The following is a 15,149-nucleotide window of genomic DNA, read 5'->3' as shown; positions in this document are numbered from 1 at the left end:
GTTTTATTTTGGAAAAGGTAAGTCTATCTGGCAGCGAAGGCTGTCAATTAAACCGTTTCGCCTTTGTTGGTGTTCTGGATCATCTGACGCAGAACGGTCTGCAGGATACCACCGTTATGGTAGTAGTCTACATCCACAGCACTGTCCAGACGGACAATGGCAGGGAATTCGAACTTGGTGCCATCTTCACGCTGTGCAGTCACATTCAGTACCTGTCCTGGCTTCACATCATTGCTCAGACCAGTGATATCGAATACTTCCGTGCCGTCCAGACCGAGCTGTTTCCAGCTGTAGCCTTCCTGGAATTGCAGCGGCAGTACGCCCATACCGACCAGGTTACTGCGGTGGATACGCTCGAAGCTCTCCGCGATAACCGCTTTGACGCCCAGCAGGAATGTACCTTTGGCTGCCCAGTCACGGGAGCTTCCTGTACCATACTCTTTACCGGCAACAACGACCAGATTCTGGCCTTCTGCCTGGTAGCGCATGGATGCATCGTAGATGGACATTACTTCATCCGTAGGCAGGAACTTGGTTACGCCGCCCTCTGTACCAGGAGCAACCTGGTTACGGATACGAATGTTGGCAAATGTACCGCGCATCATGACTTCATGGTTACCACGACGGGAGCCGTAGGAGTTGAAGTCTTTGCGTTCGACATTGCGCTCTTTGAGATATTGTCCGGCTGGAGACGATGGAGAAATGTTACCAGCTGGAGAAATATGGTCAGTTGTTACGGAATCGCCCATCAGTGCCAGTACGCGTGCGTTGCGGATATCCTGGATATCTGTCATGCCGTTAGCGAGATACTGGAAGAACGGCGGATTCTGGATATACGTGGAGTTGTCATCCCACTCGTACAGTTCACCCTGTGGTACAGGGATCTCGTTCCAGCGTTTGTTGGCAGTAAATACATGCTCATATCTGCTGCGGAACATTTCCGGACTGATCGACAGGCCGATCGTATCACGGATTTCCTTGGAAGTTGGCCAGATATCTTTGAGGTATACAGGCTGTCCTTCCGGATCATGTCCGATTGGATCTTTGGTCAGATCGATATCTACCGTTCCGGCCAGTGCATAAGCAACAACCAGCGGCGGAGATGCCAGATAGTTCATTTTCACCTGGGCATGGATACGTCCTTCAAAGTTACGGTTACCGGACAGTACGGAAGCTACCGTCAGATCGTTATCCGCGATCGTCTGGCTCACTTCATCAGGCAATGGACCGGAGTTACCGATACATGTCGCACAGCCGTAACCTGCCAGATAGAATCCGAGTTCTTCCAAGAATTTGTCCAGACCGGCTTTTTGCAGGTACTCGGTAACGACCAGAGAACCTGGAGTCAGACTTGTTTTGACATAGCCCGGTACTTTCAGTCCGCGTTCTACCGCTTTTTTGGCGAGCAGACCGGCGCCGAGCATAACGCTAGGGTTGGATGTGTTTGTACAGCTGGTAATCGCTGCGATAACGACTGCACCTGCGCCCATTTCGCTGGTTTTGCCGTTCGGATGATTCACGGTGACTTTCTCAGCCAGCTTCTCATCGGACAGGCCATAACCGCCGGATTCAACCGGTGTGCGGATCGCTGTGTCGTAGCTCAGTTTCATATTGGTCAGTTCGATACGATCCTGAGGACGTTTTGGACCGGCAAGGCTTGGTACCACGGAAGCCAGATCCAGCTCGATCACGTCGGTGAAGACCGGATCAGGTGTCTCGGATGTACGGAACATGTTTTGTGCTTTGTAGTAAGCTTCGACCAGCTCAACCTGCTCATCGGCACGGCCGGTGTTGCGCAGGTAGAACAGCGTCTCATCATCGACAGGGAAGAAGCCGATTGTTGCGCCGTACTCCGGAGCCATGTTGGCTACAGTTGCACGGTCAGCCAGGCTGATGTTCGCAAGGCCCGGGCCATAGAATTCGACGAATTTGCCGACAACGCCTTTTTTACGCAGCATTTCGGTAACGGTCAGCGCCAGGTCAGTCGCAGTTGCGCCTTCGCTCAGGCTGCCTGTCAATTTGAAGCCGATAACTTCCGGCATAACGAAGTACAGCGGCTGTCCGAGCATACCTGCTTCGGCTTCGATACCGCCGACACCCCAGCCGACAACGCCCAGACCATTGATCATGGTTGTGTGGGAATCCGTACCTACGAGGGAGTCAGGGAAGACCTGAGTCTCACCATCAATTGTTTTCGTAGCAGCTACGGAAGCCAGATACTCCAGGTTAACCTGGTGAACGATACCGGTAGAAGGTGGAACGGCACGGAAGTTGTCAAATGCAGTCTGTGCCCAGCGCAGGAAGCGGTAACGCTCTTCGTTGCGTTCAAACTCTACATTTACGTTATATTCAAGAGCATCGGAAGTACCGTATGCATCTACCATTACAGAGTGGTCAATAACCAGGTCTACAGGTACGAGCGGGTTGATCTGTTTTGGATCGCCGCCGGCTTTTTTCACGAAGTCGCGCATTGCTGCAAGGTCAACGACTACCGGTACACCGGTGAAATCCTGCAGTACGATACGTGCAGGGATAAATGGAATTTCTTTTTCCTCACGGCCCTCAGCCCATCCCGCGAGTTGCTTAACGTGCTCTTCAGTGATGGCATGACCATCAAATTGACGAACAGCAGCTTCAAGCAGTACCCGAATAGAGAATGGCAGCTTGTCGATGCTGGTGTAGCCTTTTTCTTTCAGCGCTTCGAGGCTGAAATAACGGTAAGTCTTGTCTTTCACTTTCAGTTCACGGCCAACGGAAAATGAATCTTTAACGGACATAGATGAACCTCCTTGAATGAAATACGGCTTACTGGTTACAGGAAAAGATAACATTATTGAAAAAAGAATCAATCCGGAGGAAACAATCTTGTATATACAGAATGCTTGTTTCACAGAATGAAACTTGATTTCAAAATCAATCAACACTCTAAGTATACCGTTTACATGTGAGGTAGTAAAGTGGTTTTTGGTTAATTTCTTGGAATTTTATGGAGAAAATTAAATTGAATGAATCAAACGGAATATTAACTGAAAAAACCGCCATTCCCTGTTCAGTTCAGAGAATGACGGTCTGGATTACGTAAGTACTTTAATCCAGCAAATAATACCAGCAATGATCACAATGGAGGGAAACAGCAGCATACGAATGCCACGAGGGATTTTGATCCACATGTGCAGCAGCTTCATGGTAAATTCATTCCATTTCTCGGGATCGATCAGCATAGAACAACTCCTTAAATGTATGGAATACAGGATATTCACTCCATGGAATGAAGCATATTTTGAAAAGCAAAATCAGGGTCTTCATGCTTGTAGTACGCAAGGAATTCCATATAATCCCCTTCAAAAATTTTCTTTCCACGATGGAGTGCATACAAACGGCAGGGATAGTTTTTCAGTTCATGCAGCGTATGTGTAGACATAATAACGAGTTTTTCCGGATGAGCCGCCAACTGCTGAATCCGGTTCATTATCCGCATCCTTGCTTCAGGATCAATAGCAGAAGTAGGCTCATCGAAAATATACAGCTTTCGTTGCATAAGAGTAATAGCGAGAATACTGAGATAGCGGCGCTCTCCGACGGACATATCTCCATAACGGGTTGTCCATAGGCGCTCCATCATATCCATCTCGCCTGCAGTCATCTGCTGGTCGGTATACGGTTGTTTGGTGATTCGGATCGTATTGCGATAATCGGTATACAAAAAGAAACGAAACAGATCGTATCCGGTCAGCGAAGAAGGGAACAGGATTCCCTGCACCTGATAGAGCGTCTCCTGATCTGCCGGAAGGCCAGTAATGGCAGCGGGCGTATCGAGCACATGGGTGAGCAGATCAAACAAAGTCGTTTTCCCCGCACCATTATGTCCGATCACTACGTTCAGCGTTCCGGGTCTGAATTTCAGTGACAGGCTATTCAGCACTTTGCGATTGGAGCCTTTGTACTGGTAGGTTAAATTTCGAATATTGATATCATGCATGAGCGGCATCCTCCTCTCATAGGCGTCCAGCTACCGACGTGACAGAAATTGCTCGCATGGACATAAACCCGACAATAATATAAACCAGCAAAATGATGAGAATAAGTAGTGGATGATGTACAGGCATGGAGGTGTGTATCAGTTCATTAGACAGCATATACATTATCTGGCGTGCGACTTCAAACGGATTAACAAACAGGGTCAGCGTACCCAGCCAGCCGGGTAGCGTAAAATCGTTCGTCGATATCAGGAAAAATAACAACAGCAAAATACTGACCATCGTGAACAGCGATTCCTGCTTTACCCGTAGTAATAACAGCCAGATGAAAAATAATGATAATGCAGGAGTGACAATTATACAGGCAACCAGCATTACAGCCATAAACAAGAATATATCAGAGAAATGAGGAAGGATCAGCGTTCCCACGAGCGTCGCAAACAACAGCATCGCTATCAGCACCGCTGCAAACTGCGTTACCAGTTGGGAGAGTATAACGGTATATTTGGAGCCGGAAATAAATTTAAATACTTTTAATGCACCATTCTCCCGCAGTCGAATTAGATTAAGCGGCCCATCAATCGACAGCAAAAAGATAATGTAAGCTGCAAACACGCTCGTATGCAAATAAAAAAGCTCAGGTGCTGGCGAAGAAACGAGCCAGCTGTAATGCGAAAAGAAGAAGAGAATATTTGGAAAAAGCAAATACCAGCCAAGCGAAAATTTGTTGCTGATCAGCATTTTGGCAAACAGTCTTATGTACTCACTCAGTATACGAATACGTTGCCGTAAAGGAACGGTACTTACGTGCATGGATGTCCTCCTTGTATATTGATATCCTGCTGCTTTGTTGCTATTTCTAAATGCTCTATTTTATTAGATCGCCATAATGCCTTGGGTATAGAGCAATCTGCAATATAATGCCCCCTTTTTGTTTTATTAATTGAATACATAGCAGGAATGCCAAAGATTATACCAAAAAAAAATTCAACTTGCCTGTTTGCATATATGACGATATCGATATAAAAAGCGTTATAACAACGAATTTTTGAACCGCTGGATAAACAGACGCGCCGCCCGGGACAGGGAGTGATCCCGTGAAGTGACCAGGCACAGGTAGGACTTGCCCTGAGCCGGCAGCTGAAACGGAATATTAACCATCTCCGGATTGTCCGGTGTAGTATACGCCTGCAGCGAGTAGCTGGTGGCGACGGTCACCGCGAGATTGGATTTCACCGCTTTGATCAGGGCATCGACGTTGTTGCTTTTGAACAAAATATCCACATCCGGGCCAATCATTTTGACAAATTCGATAATATTCGGATCATTGTACAGCACAAAAGGAACCTTCAGCAGATCCTGCTTTTGAATGGAGTCAATCTGGGCCAGTGGAGATCTGGCGTTGGCTACAATAATCACCCGATCTTCCGTCAGCTTGTCGAACAGCAGACCGGGATGGCGGTGCAGCAAATGCTCCTTCATCTGTACGAATCCGAGATCACTCTGTCCGCTCTGCACGTCTTCAATGACCCGTTCGGTGTTATCTTCGGTAATCTCGATCCGGCAGCCGGGAAATTCATGCTTCATATCCGTCAGGATATCGATCAGCAGGGAGATCGGTCCCGGGATCGCAGACAGTCGCAATTTGGCATTGTTCATTTCACTGTAGCTGCTGGCTTCGAGCTTTAGCTCGCTAATCTGGTTGAGAATGCCGGCGATTTTGGTTGTGATCTTTTCCCCTTCCGGAGTCAACACGGCGCCGGTACGCGAGCGAGTGAAAATGGGCATGCCGATCTCTTTCTCGAATAGAGAGATCGAGCGGCTGATGCCGGTCACTGTAATATGCGCATTCTCGGCAGCCCGTGTGAATGAACCGGACCGGGCCACTTCCATAACATGCTTGAGCTGTTCGATATTCATTGGTTTCCTCTTTCCTGTACTTTTAGTTCACTTACGTCTACTTTTGGAGAATATATTGTACTTGGAGTATATGATATATTGAGGGAAAAGTAGAGTGGAATCTCTAAAATTTTCGGGAGGATGAGGGAGAACCAATGAAATCCAGAAAATATATCGTATACGGTGTGGTAATCGTGTTAATCGTGGCGGGCATTTACGGGCTTGTCGCTTTCGGTAAAAAAGGCATCGGCAGCGGTCAGGCCTCTTCACAGCCTACTGCCTATGTGGAGTCCGATACAATCAGCGTCAGTTTCAAAGTCGCCGGCCGAATCAAGGATGTGCTGGTGGACGAAGGGGATATGGTGAAGAAAGGACAGGTCATTGCCCGGCTCGAAAGTCAGGAGCTTAATGACAAGACCGCCCAGGCCCAGGCTGCTTTGCAGGCTGCCCAGGCGAATGTAACCCAGGCGCAGGCAGGCGTATCCCAGGCCAAAGCAGGCATCGTCCAGGCGCAGGCAGGCGTTACGCAGGCCCAAGCAGCGGTTGGTGTGGCCGAGGCCAAGAAGCAGCAGGGCAACGTCGCTGTCAAAGTAACCTCACAATCCGCTGCCAGCAAAATTGCCCAGGCCCAGGCTGCTGCTAACGCCGCCAAAGCTAAATGGGAAGCGGTCAAAAGCGGAGCCAGACCGGAAGAGATCACCCAGGCAAAGGTCAGTGTCGATTCCGCCAAAAAGACACTCAACACTGCGAATAAATCACTGGAACGGGCGCAAAAGTTATTCGATGCCGGACTGGCTGCAGATGCCTCACTGGATGATGCCAAAATGAAGCAGCAGCAGGCGGCCGCCCAGTATGAAGCCGCTGTGCAAAAGCTCAAACTGGCGCAAAATGGAAGCCGTCAGGAAGAGATTGACGCCGCCAAAGCCCAGTACGAGCAGGCACTCGCCGCTGTCAAGGAAGCGCAGGCAGGCGCGGGTCAGGTGGATATTCAGGCCCAGGATGTCAAAGCCGCCGAAGCTTCCGTGCATCAGGCACAGGGAGCCGTATCCCAGGCAGACGGCACCGTCGCTCAGGCCCAGGCTGCCTATGAGCAGGCCCAGTCGATGGTGGAAGCCGCCCGTTCACAGGTCGCCCAGGCGAAGGCAGCGCTGCAGGAAGCCAAGACCTATGTCGGCTATACCGAACTTCGTGCACCGGTGGACGGCGTGGTCAAGTCGCGTTCCCTGCATGCAGGTGAAATGGCCAGTGCGGGTTACACCATCTATTCACTGGAAACGTCCAATCAGCGGTGGGCCAAATTTTATATTAATGAAACCCAGCTGCATGGTCTCAAAGTAGGCGACCCGGTCACCGTGAAGCTATTATCGGATGGCAGTGAAGTGAAAGGCAAAGTCAAAGTGATCGATGCCGCCGCAGACTTTGCCATTCAAAAACCAAGCCAGAGTTCGGGAGATACCGACATACGCGCTTTTGGCGTGAAAGTGCTGTTGACCGGATTGTCTGCGAAGGTGCCGACCGGGGCGACGGTCATTTATCCGGTTCAGGGAGAGCAGTAAAATGAGCCGGCTGAGTGTATGGCATGTATTTCTCGAAGAATGGAGACAGATGGTACGCGACCGCAAGCTACTGGTCATTTTATTGCTTACGCCCATTCTGTATTCCGTGTTGTTCGGGTTCCTGTATTCGCATGAACGGATTACCGAAATGGCTGTCGTCGTGTACGACGGAGATAATTCGCAGCTGAGCCGCCAGATTATCCAGGCCTTTGATGCGACCGATACCTTTGCGGTAAAGGGTCAGGTATGGAATGAAGAAGAAGTCACTCTGGAGGTGCAGAGCGGGGAAGCCAAAGTAGGGATAGTGATTCCCGATAACTTTGCAGCCCGGTTAAAACACGGGGAGAATGTGCCGGTGCTGACACTAATCGATGGCAGTAATATGATGTACTCCAACAGTGCCAGCCGGATCGCCAATCAGGTGATCAGCAGCGTCAGTGCAGGTGCTTCCCTGCAGACACTGGAGCAAAAAGGAATGAACAGCGACCAGGCGTCCTCTGTGCTGAGTACCATTCCATTTCGCTCCAGAGTGCTGTTTAACCCGGTCTATAATTACAAGCTGTTTATGCCGCTGGGTGTGATCGCTGCGGCTCTGCAGCAGTGTCTGCTGCTCGGAATTGCTCTGTCCTGCACACGGGACAAGGAACAGGGAACTTGGGCGCGCTTTGCTGCCTGGCGGTTAACGCCGTGGCGGCTGGCAATAGCCAAGCTGCTGCCGTATTTTCTGGCCGGTATGTTCAATGTGGTGACGACCTTCGGGATCTCCTGCATTGCTTTTCATATTCCGTTTCATGGCGCGGTGCTGCCGCTGATCGTGGTGTCGATCGCATTTAATTTTGCATTATGCGGGCTAGGGTTTGTATTCAGTTTGTTCAGCAAGAGCAGGCTGGATGCGACGCAGACACTGATGCTGATCGCGGTACCTTCATTTATGCTGTCCGGGTATACATGGCCGCTGGAGGCGATGCCTGCGCCGCTGCGCATGATCGGTGAATGTCTGCCGCTGACCTATTTCCTGGAAGCGGTCCGTAACATCACACTTAAGGGACTCGGCTGGACCCATGTCTGGCACGATGTGATGGCGCTGGGCGTGATCGGAATGGTGGGGTTGCTGCTGTCCTTCCTGCTCTATCCATTCGTCTTCCGCCAGCATGCGGCAGAGGAAACGCCGTCCGAGGCTGGCGCAGAGCTGCCGGTCAAAGGATGATTGGATGGAAGAGTGAGTAATGTATCATTTGCAGCGATATAATGGGCAAATATGTGCATAGATGAAATAAACAGATGCATAAGCAAACAAGCCATGTCCGCATATAACGGGCATGGCTTTTTAAGTAGGATGTGATGCCGCATCATGTTAATGGATTGTACAAATAAATGCTATAACTGCCTATTCAGAAAAATCACTCTAAAATAAGGTGTCCGCCACACTCAAATGACTTTGCTGTCACGCCACACATACTCGTACATCCTTCAACCGTTACTCGTAAAAATTGCGTACCCAGCGGTGCTTCTTCAGCAACTCTACCTGTTCCTGCGGCAGACCTTTACCATCACCGATCGCCATATTGCGCTCGACATTGCGTACAGAGCGCATACCCGGAATAACGGTGGAGACAGCCGGATGACTGAGTACATAGCGCAGTGCGGTTTCAGCCATCTGGTCGGTAGAGATGTTCAGTTCCTCGGTGATACGTTGTATCCGATCATATACCTGCTGCTTGCGATCATCACGGAAATAGCGATTGCGGAAGTCGCCCTCCGAGAATTCCGAATCTGGAGTAATCGTACCGGTCAAAGCACCTTCATCCAGAGCGACACGGACAATGACGCCGACATTGTGCTTCTGGCAGGCGGGCAGCAGCTCATCCTCGGGACTTTGATCGAAAATGTTATAGATCACCTGCACCGTATCTACTACACCGCTCTCAATCAGCCGGATCGCATTGGCAGGCTGATGATCATTGATCGAGATGCCGAAATGGCGGATTTTGCCCTGATCTTTCAGTGTTTGCACACCTTCCAGCCAGTCACCCTGACCTACCCATTCATCCGACCAGACATGAAACTGCTGTACATCGATGACATCGAGCTTGAGATGGCTCAGGCTCTTCTCGGTGCTGGAGATAACATGTTCTGCAGTAAAAGCGTCCGATGAAGGGATACCTCCGGGAGCGGGCCAATTTCCATTTTTCGGTGGAATCTTGGAGGCGACATAGATGTGTTCGGAATGCTCTCTGACAACCTGACCGACCAGCTTTTCGCTGTGTCCATCACCATATACAAGTGCCGTATCGATAAAATTAAGCCCCAGTTCAATAGCGCGGTTCAGCGCCTGAAGGGATTCATTATCATCGGCACCGAGCCAGGCCGTTTTGCCGATTCCCCATGCGCCATAGCCAATCTCCGATACATTCAAGCCTGTTTTACCGAGTGTTCTGTAGTTCATCATCTGTTCCACCTCCCTGATAATTGGAATGGTAATCGCTACCATTCTATTCCTTTTAACCACCATACGCCCATTATTGTCGGCAATAGATGGGAAAAATGGTCCACACTACAGGAAAATCAACAAATCATGCGCTCTTACATACAGGAACTGATCGATACATGGATAGACCGATATCGTGAGATTACAGCTGCGCTGTCGGACGGATAATAATCTCGTTCACATCCACATCGTCCGGCTGCTCCATGGCAAAGGCGATTGCGCGGGCGACCGCTTCCGCGGGCATAGCGAGTGCATCGTGGGCTTCTTCCAGGCGGGAGCGGATGTCCGGGTCGGTCACGCCTTCGGCAAATTGGGTACGGGTGATGCCCGGTGAAATGATCGTGACCCGCAGCTTGTCGCCGGCTTCCTGGCGCAGCCCTTCGGAAATGGCCCGTACCGCAAACTTGGTACCGGAATAGACGGCCTGGTTGGGGACGGTCTTGTGTCCCGCTGTCGAAGCGATATTGATGACATGGCCGCATTGCTGATGACGGAATACAGGCAGGGCGGCAGCGATGCCGTACAGCACGCCTTTGATATTAACGTCCACCATGGCGTCCCAATCTTCCACTCGCAGATCATCGAGCGGAGAGATGGGCATCACACCGGCATTATTAATAAAAGCATCCAGCCGACCATACTGCTCGCAGGCCAGCTTGACCAGATTAGCCATATCGGCCTGGCTTCGTACATCCGTAGCAGCATATACCGCCTCGCCGCCCGTGCGGATAATACGCTCTGCCAGTGCTTGCAGCCGGTCCGGCCGTCTTGCGCCGAGCACCAGCTTGACGCCACGTTCAGCAAGCAGGATGGCTGCTGCTTCTCCAATGCCGCTGCTGGCTCCTGTAATGATCGTGACTTTATTGTTTAGACTCATGGATATTCCTTCTTTCTCCTGTTGTATTGACCGGTTATTGGATACACCGGGCTTAACTCAAGGATAAGGAAAAGCCAATGCAGACAGGTAGAATATTGCTGTTCCTCGCTTGCCTATTCCTGTCTGGATTCACTACAATAAGCACCATACTCACCGTCGGCCGTCTGCTGACCCGAAAGGAAAATAACAATGAATCCATTGAGTGCATCCCCGGATATTTCGGTACATCTTCAAGAACTGGCTGCCCTGATTCAGCGGCATACCGGTACAGATGGCACACACATTACAGCCATTCCCGAACTGCGTCTCAGACGCTCTTCCCGACGGATCGAGCCGACGCACAGCGTGCTGACGCCTTCGCTGTGCATCATTGCGCAGGGAGCCAAAATGGCATCGCTGGCTGATGAAAGCTACCATTATGATGCTTCTTCCTATCTGGTCACTCCGGTGCATCTGCCGGTGAGCGGCAAGATTACCGAAGCGTCGCCGAATACTCCTTATCTGAGTCTGCAATTAACGCTGAATCCGGAGCGGGTTCTGGATATTATTCGTGAAAGTAATCTGCAGTGGGATGGACAGACCGGACGCGGCATTCTGGTCAGCCGGTCGGCGCCACCGCTGCTGGAGTCTGCGCTGCGGCTGGTTCGGCTGCTCGACACCCCGGAAGATATGCCGGTGCTGGCTCCGCTGATGATCCGTGAAATCATATACCGGGTGTTGAAGGATGAACAGGGAGCGTGTATTGCCCAGTTTTCCTTTCCCGGCAGTCATGCCCATTCTGTTCTCCGGACAATCCAGCGTATTCATCAGGATTATGCCCGGCCCCTGCAGATCGAGCAGCTCGCCCGGGAAGTCCATCTGAGCCCGTCAGCGCTGCACAAGCATTTCAAAAAAGTAACAGCAATGAGTCCGCTGCAGTATCAAAAGGCGATCCGTCTGCAGTCTGCTCGCCGTCTGCTGCTAACCGAGCATATGGAAGCGGCAGATGCCGGATTCCGGGTAGGGTACGAGAGTCCTTCCCAGTTCAGCCGGGAATATGCCCGGATGTTCGGACGTCCGCCGATCAGCGATATGCGGCATCTGCGTGAGAATGTAGACGCGGCGAATGAATATACTTAATGTATTGTTAGCTGAATATTATGGACATGTTGAGAAGAGGAGATCTGCGGCGTGCAGCGGGCTGGGGGAGAACGAAATGGATGGAATACGACAATCCGGATGTGGATAGGGCCTAGGAGCAGGTGTAACCGCCAAAGTTTTTTTGCAGCCTTCCCTATGAACATTTATACTGAATAGAGGCCGAATTGCGGCCTGTCTGCTTTATCTTTTCATAATGAATCATTCGGTACTGCAGACGATGATAATGGTAACGATAGACGATGAATTTTAACATGCCTAATGACTAACGGGGGTTCCGAAATGACAGCAGCAAAATTGACCGTAGGCCTGATCTACGGAGGCAAATCCGGAGAACATGAAGTATCACTACAGACCGGATTTTCCGTACTGAACGCAATTGACTATAACAAATACGACGTAGTACCCGTATACATTGACAAGGAAGGCCGCTGGAACATGGGCCAGACGTATACAGCAGCACCTTCCCGTCCGGAAGAACTGCAGATCAGCGGCGGACCGGAAGCCACTTCCCAGGCGATGAGCATCCTCTGGCAGAAGCTGAGCGGACAGGAGAGCACGATTGATGTACTGTTCCCGCTGCTGCATGGTACATATGGCGAGGATGGCACAATCCAGGGACTGTTTGAAATGATGGACATGCCATACGTGGGCGCCGGTGTACTGGCTTCCTCTGCCGGTATGGACAAGGTGATCATGAAGAAGCTGTTTGCCCAGGCAGGACTGCCGCAGTGCAAATACGAGAGCTTCATCACTGCTGAGTACGAAGCGAACAAGCATGAGATCCTCGGTGTCATTGAGCACAATCTGGGCTATCCATGCTTTGTCAAACCGGCCAATCTCGGTTCCAGCGTCGGTATTACCAAAGCCAAGGACCGCAGTGAGCTGGAACGCGCGATCGAATACGCATTCCGCTACGATCTGAAAGTAATCGTCGAAGAAAATATCGACGCACGTGAAGTCGAAGTCGGCGTCCTCGGCAATGAGCTGCCGCTCGCATCCGTACCGGGCGAGATCGTGTCCACCAGCGATTACTACGATTACGATGCCAAATACATCGATGGCACCTCCCGCATGGTCATCCCGGCCGAGATCGACAGCGAACTGGCCGAGAACCTGCGTGAACTGGCACTGCGCGCTTTCAAAGCGATCGACGGCAGCGGCCTCTGCCGCGCAGACTTCTTTGTCAGCCGTGTGGATGGTTCCGTCATGATCAACGAAGTCAACACAATGCCAGGCTTCACTGCCTTCAGCATGTACCCGCTGCTCTGGCGTGAGACCGGCAAATCCTATTCGGAACTGCTGGACGAACTCATCCAGCTGGGCATAGACCGCTACAACAAACGCCGCCAACTGCAATTCGGCCGCGATTAAGCCCGATCTATTTGTATTGCATCTGATCTGCTGCCCCATGAAGCAACCATCATAGAGCGAAGGAAAGGGAATGAAGCCAAAGGACGACCTTGAAAAATGGATATTTTCCGCTGCAAGCGGGCATTTCCAATATCTATTCTTAACCGGAGGACGAGGCTTCATCCCTTTCCGCAGCGGATGGTGCACCAGCAAGACGATCGCATGATGCACAACACTAAAGAGCATATTTTAATGCACAATGTGCAGATGATCCAATTCAACACATAACGTATGCTCCGACACAGCATATATTACTTTACAGCCAAATAATGATGTCCAGGGAGGCGAGACAGTGGGATTCCAGACCGAATTCAATTCCGTGTGCAAATTCAAAAACACGCAGGAACTGCTGGATCTGCTCGAATACGGCAGAGGCAAAATGGTCAAACAGGGCTTCCGTGTATTCCCGACCGGCCAGAAAGTAATCGCCTACACGCCGGATAACACCGCAGTTGCGATTGTGAAAATTACCGGATGTATTGCGGAGATTAACTTTCAGGGTAATGAGGTAACAGAAGTGGAGATGCAATTAATCCGCAAATTGACACCGGAAGAATCCAGGGTGCAGACCGACCTCGCATATGAGATGTTTTTCGGGGAGCAGAAGTAATCCTTCTGTATGCAGCATGGCATGGTGATGGAGCGCTGTCCCTGGCTCCGGTGTCCACAACCAGACGGAACCAGAGGAGGCACTCAGCCCTATGATCGTACGATTCGGATATGTGGCGATGTCGCTTGAAGTCAAAGACTCATCGCCTTCCAAAACCATGACCATGGCCAGGTTCAAAAAACTGCCTGACCGTGAAGCCGGGCTGCGATCGCTTGAACAGATCGCCCGCACCAATCTGCATAACACCCTTCGTCTGCTGCGCCATAATGTAGCCGAAGATATTCAGGTCTATCGCATGACCTCCAAAATTATCCCGCTGGCGACTCATACCGATCTGAGCGACTGGGACCCGTACCCGGCGCTGGCCGACTCGTTTGCCGAGGTGGGCGAGTATGTGCGCAGGCACAATCTGCGGGTGTCTTTTCACCCGGATCATTTTACCGTACTGAGTACACCGCGTCCGGAAGTACTGGAATCCTCCATACGCGATCTGCGCTACCATGTGAAAATGCTTGAAGCGATGGGCCTGGATGCCCGTGCCAAGAACAATATTCATATCGGCGGCGCTTATGGGGACAAGCCTACGGCGTCAGAGCGATTTATCGAACATTTCCATCAGCTGGACCCGGATATCCAGTGCCGGATCACGCTGGAAAATGACGACAAAACATTTACTAGCGGGGAGACACTTGCCGTCGCCCAGCGGACCGGACTGCCGATGGTGCTCGATATCCATCATCACATGGTCAACTGTGCCGGTGAACCGGCATCGTACTGGTGGCCGGAAGTCGCTCGTACCTGGGATTCCCCGCTGGCCATGACCGATGTGCCGGAGGGCGTCCATCTGCCACCCAAGATTCATGCGTCCAGTCCCAAGAGTGAGACCGATCGCCGCAGTCATGCGGATGGGGTCGAAGCCGGACCGCTGCTGGACTTTCTGCGGGAAGCGGCACGTACTTCAAGCCATCTCGATGTCATGCTGGAAGCCAAGCACAAGGATGCGGCACTGTTCCAGCTGATGAAGGATCTGCATGCGTACCAGGGCGACGGTGTCCGCATCATCGACAAAGCGAGTATCGAAGTGTTACCGTAAAGGCAGAGCAAAGCAGGGCGGCAGCCGGATGCGGTAACGAACCGCACGACTGTATGCACCGTACTCTGCCGGATAGCCTTTAGACTGCTGGCGAACAGC

13 protein-coding genes are annotated in these 15,149 nt (G+C 51.2%); 6 read left to right on the top strand and 7 right to left on the bottom strand.

Annotated elements, in window-relative coordinates:
- Nucleotides 1–47 precede the first annotated feature (47 nt).
- From acnA to WH45_RS20845, 5 genes are all read right to left on the bottom strand, one after another.
- On the bottom strand, nucleotides 48–2,777 hold the full coding sequence (gene acnA, locus WH45_RS20860) for an aconitate hydratase AcnA (RefSeq protein WP_046216344.1): 2,730 nt from the start codon (nucleotides 2,775–2,777) through the stop codon (nucleotides 48–50).
- Nucleotides 2,778–3,074: 297 nt separating this feature from the next.
- A complete protein-coding gene (locus tag WH45_RS23625) occupies nucleotides 3,075–3,221 on the bottom strand; it encodes a hypothetical protein (protein ID WP_156075164.1) in 147 nt (48 codons plus the stop codon).
- A 35-nt stretch (nucleotides 3,222–3,256) separates the two neighbouring features.
- Nucleotides 3,257–3,979 (bottom strand): AAA family ATPase, encoded by a 723-nt coding sequence (locus WH45_RS20855; RefSeq protein WP_052723892.1) that lies wholly within the window; start codon nucleotides 3,977–3,979, stop codon nucleotides 3,257–3,259.
- A gap of 16 nt (nucleotides 3,980–3,995) precedes the next feature.
- Entirely contained in the window at nucleotides 3,996–4,790 is a 795-nt protein-coding gene (locus tag WH45_RS20850; protein ID WP_046216343.1) for a hypothetical protein, read from the bottom strand.
- Nucleotides 4,791–5,009: 219 nt separating this feature from the next.
- Complete coding sequence (locus WH45_RS20845; protein ID WP_046216342.1) at nucleotides 5,010–5,897, bottom strand: LysR family transcriptional regulator; 888 nt, start codon at nucleotides 5,895–5,897, stop codon at nucleotides 5,010–5,012.
- 134 nt (nucleotides 5,898–6,031) lie between these two features.
- On the opposite strand from WH45_RS20845, the gene WH45_RS20840 reads away from it, so the two are divergent.
- Together WH45_RS20840 and WH45_RS20835 are read left to right on the top strand one after the other, a co-directional pair.
- On the top strand, nucleotides 6,032–7,432 hold the full coding sequence (locus WH45_RS20840) for an HlyD family secretion protein (protein WP_046216341.1): 1,401 nt from the start codon (nucleotides 6,032–6,034) through the stop codon (nucleotides 7,430–7,432).
- 1 nt (nucleotide 7,433) lies between these two features.
- The gene (locus WH45_RS20835) at nucleotides 7,434–8,639 is read left to right on the top strand and encodes an ABC transporter permease (protein WP_046216340.1); all 1,206 of its coding nucleotides are present in this window, start codon (nucleotides 7,434–7,436) and stop codon (nucleotides 8,637–8,639) included.
- A 270-nt stretch (nucleotides 8,640–8,909) separates the two neighbouring features.
- Here WH45_RS20835 and WH45_RS20830 read toward each other — a convergent pair whose 3' ends face one another.
- Together WH45_RS20830 and WH45_RS20825 are read right to left on the bottom strand one after the other, a co-directional pair.
- Nucleotides 8,910–9,881 (bottom strand): aldo/keto reductase, encoded by a 972-nt coding sequence (locus WH45_RS20830; RefSeq protein ID WP_200897766.1) that lies wholly within the window; start codon nucleotides 9,879–9,881, stop codon nucleotides 8,910–8,912.
- 181 nt (nucleotides 9,882–10,062) lie between these two features.
- Nucleotides 10,063–10,797: an SDR family oxidoreductase gene (locus WH45_RS20825; RefSeq protein ID WP_046216339.1), complete on the bottom strand. Its 735-nt coding sequence runs from the start codon at nucleotides 10,795–10,797 to the stop codon at nucleotides 10,063–10,065.
- 189 nt (nucleotides 10,798–10,986) lie between these two features.
- On the opposite strand from WH45_RS20825, the gene WH45_RS20820 reads away from it, so the two are divergent.
- From WH45_RS20820 to uvsE, 4 genes are all read left to right on the top strand, one after another.
- Entirely contained in the window at nucleotides 10,987–11,916 is a 930-nt protein-coding gene (locus tag WH45_RS20820) for an AraC family transcriptional regulator (RefSeq protein WP_046216338.1), read from the top strand.
- Nucleotides 11,917–12,216: 300 nt separating this feature from the next.
- Nucleotides 12,217–13,308, top strand: coding sequence for a D-alanine--D-alanine ligase (locus tag WH45_RS20815; protein WP_046216337.1), 1,092 nt, complete (start codon nucleotides 12,217–12,219; stop codon nucleotides 13,306–13,308).
- A gap of 331 nt (nucleotides 13,309–13,639) precedes the next feature.
- Nucleotides 13,640–13,957 (top strand): hypothetical protein, encoded by a 318-nt coding sequence (locus WH45_RS20810; RefSeq protein ID WP_046216336.1) that lies wholly within the window; start codon nucleotides 13,640–13,642, stop codon nucleotides 13,955–13,957.
- Nucleotides 13,958–14,048: 91 nt separating this feature from the next.
- Entirely contained in the window at nucleotides 14,049–15,050 is a 1,002-nt protein-coding gene (gene uvsE / locus WH45_RS20805) for a UV DNA damage repair endonuclease UvsE (protein WP_046216335.1), read from the top strand.
- Nucleotides 15,051–15,149 lie beyond the last annotated feature (99 nt).

It is taken from the genome of Paenibacillus wulumuqiensis, assembly GCF_000971965.1.
In the GTDB taxonomy this organism is placed as follows: Bacteria; Bacillota; Bacilli; order Paenibacillales; family Paenibacillaceae; genus Saccharibacillus; species Saccharibacillus wulumuqiensis.
The sequence above is the reverse complement of the archived record's forward strand: the minus strand, read 5'-3'. Positions and strand labels throughout refer to the sequence as shown.

Coding starts and splice junctions, on each gene's coding strand:
- acnA (WP_046216344.1), bottom strand. CDS start 2,777: ATGTCCGTTAAAGATTCATTTTCCGTTGGCCGTGAACTGAAAGTGAAA.
- WH45_RS23625 (WP_156075164.1), bottom strand. CDS start 3,221: ATGCTGATCGATCCCGAGAAATGGAATGAATTTACCATGAAGCTGCTG.
- WH45_RS20855 (WP_052723892.1), bottom strand. CDS start 3,979: ATGCATGATATCAATATTCGAAATTTAACCTACCAGTACAAAGGCTCC.
- WH45_RS20850 (WP_046216343.1), bottom strand. CDS start 4,790: ATGCACGTAAGTACCGTTCCTTTACGGCAACGTATTCGTATACTGAGT.
- WH45_RS20845 (WP_046216342.1), bottom strand. CDS start 5,897: ATGAATATCGAACAGCTCAAGCATGTTATGGAAGTGGCCCGGTCCGGT.
- WH45_RS20840 (WP_046216341.1), top strand. CDS start 6,032: ATGAAATCCAGAAAATATATCGTATACGGTGTGGTAATCGTGTTAATC.
- WH45_RS20835 (WP_046216340.1), top strand. CDS start 7,434: ATGAGCCGGCTGAGTGTATGGCATGTATTTCTCGAAGAATGGAGACAG.
- WH45_RS20830 (WP_200897766.1), bottom strand. CDS start 9,881: ATGATGAACTACAGAACACTCGGTAAAACAGGCTTGAATGTATCGGAG.
- WH45_RS20825 (WP_046216339.1), bottom strand. CDS start 10,797: ATGAGTCTAAACAATAAAGTCACGATCATTACAGGAGCCAGCAGCGGC.
- WH45_RS20820 (WP_046216338.1), top strand. CDS start 10,987: ATGAATCCATTGAGTGCATCCCCGGATATTTCGGTACATCTTCAAGAA.
- WH45_RS20815 (WP_046216337.1), top strand. CDS start 12,217: ATGACAGCAGCAAAATTGACCGTAGGCCTGATCTACGGAGGCAAATCC.
- uvsE (WP_046216335.1), top strand. CDS start 14,049: ATGATCGTACGATTCGGATATGTGGCGATGTCGCTTGAAGTCAAAGAC.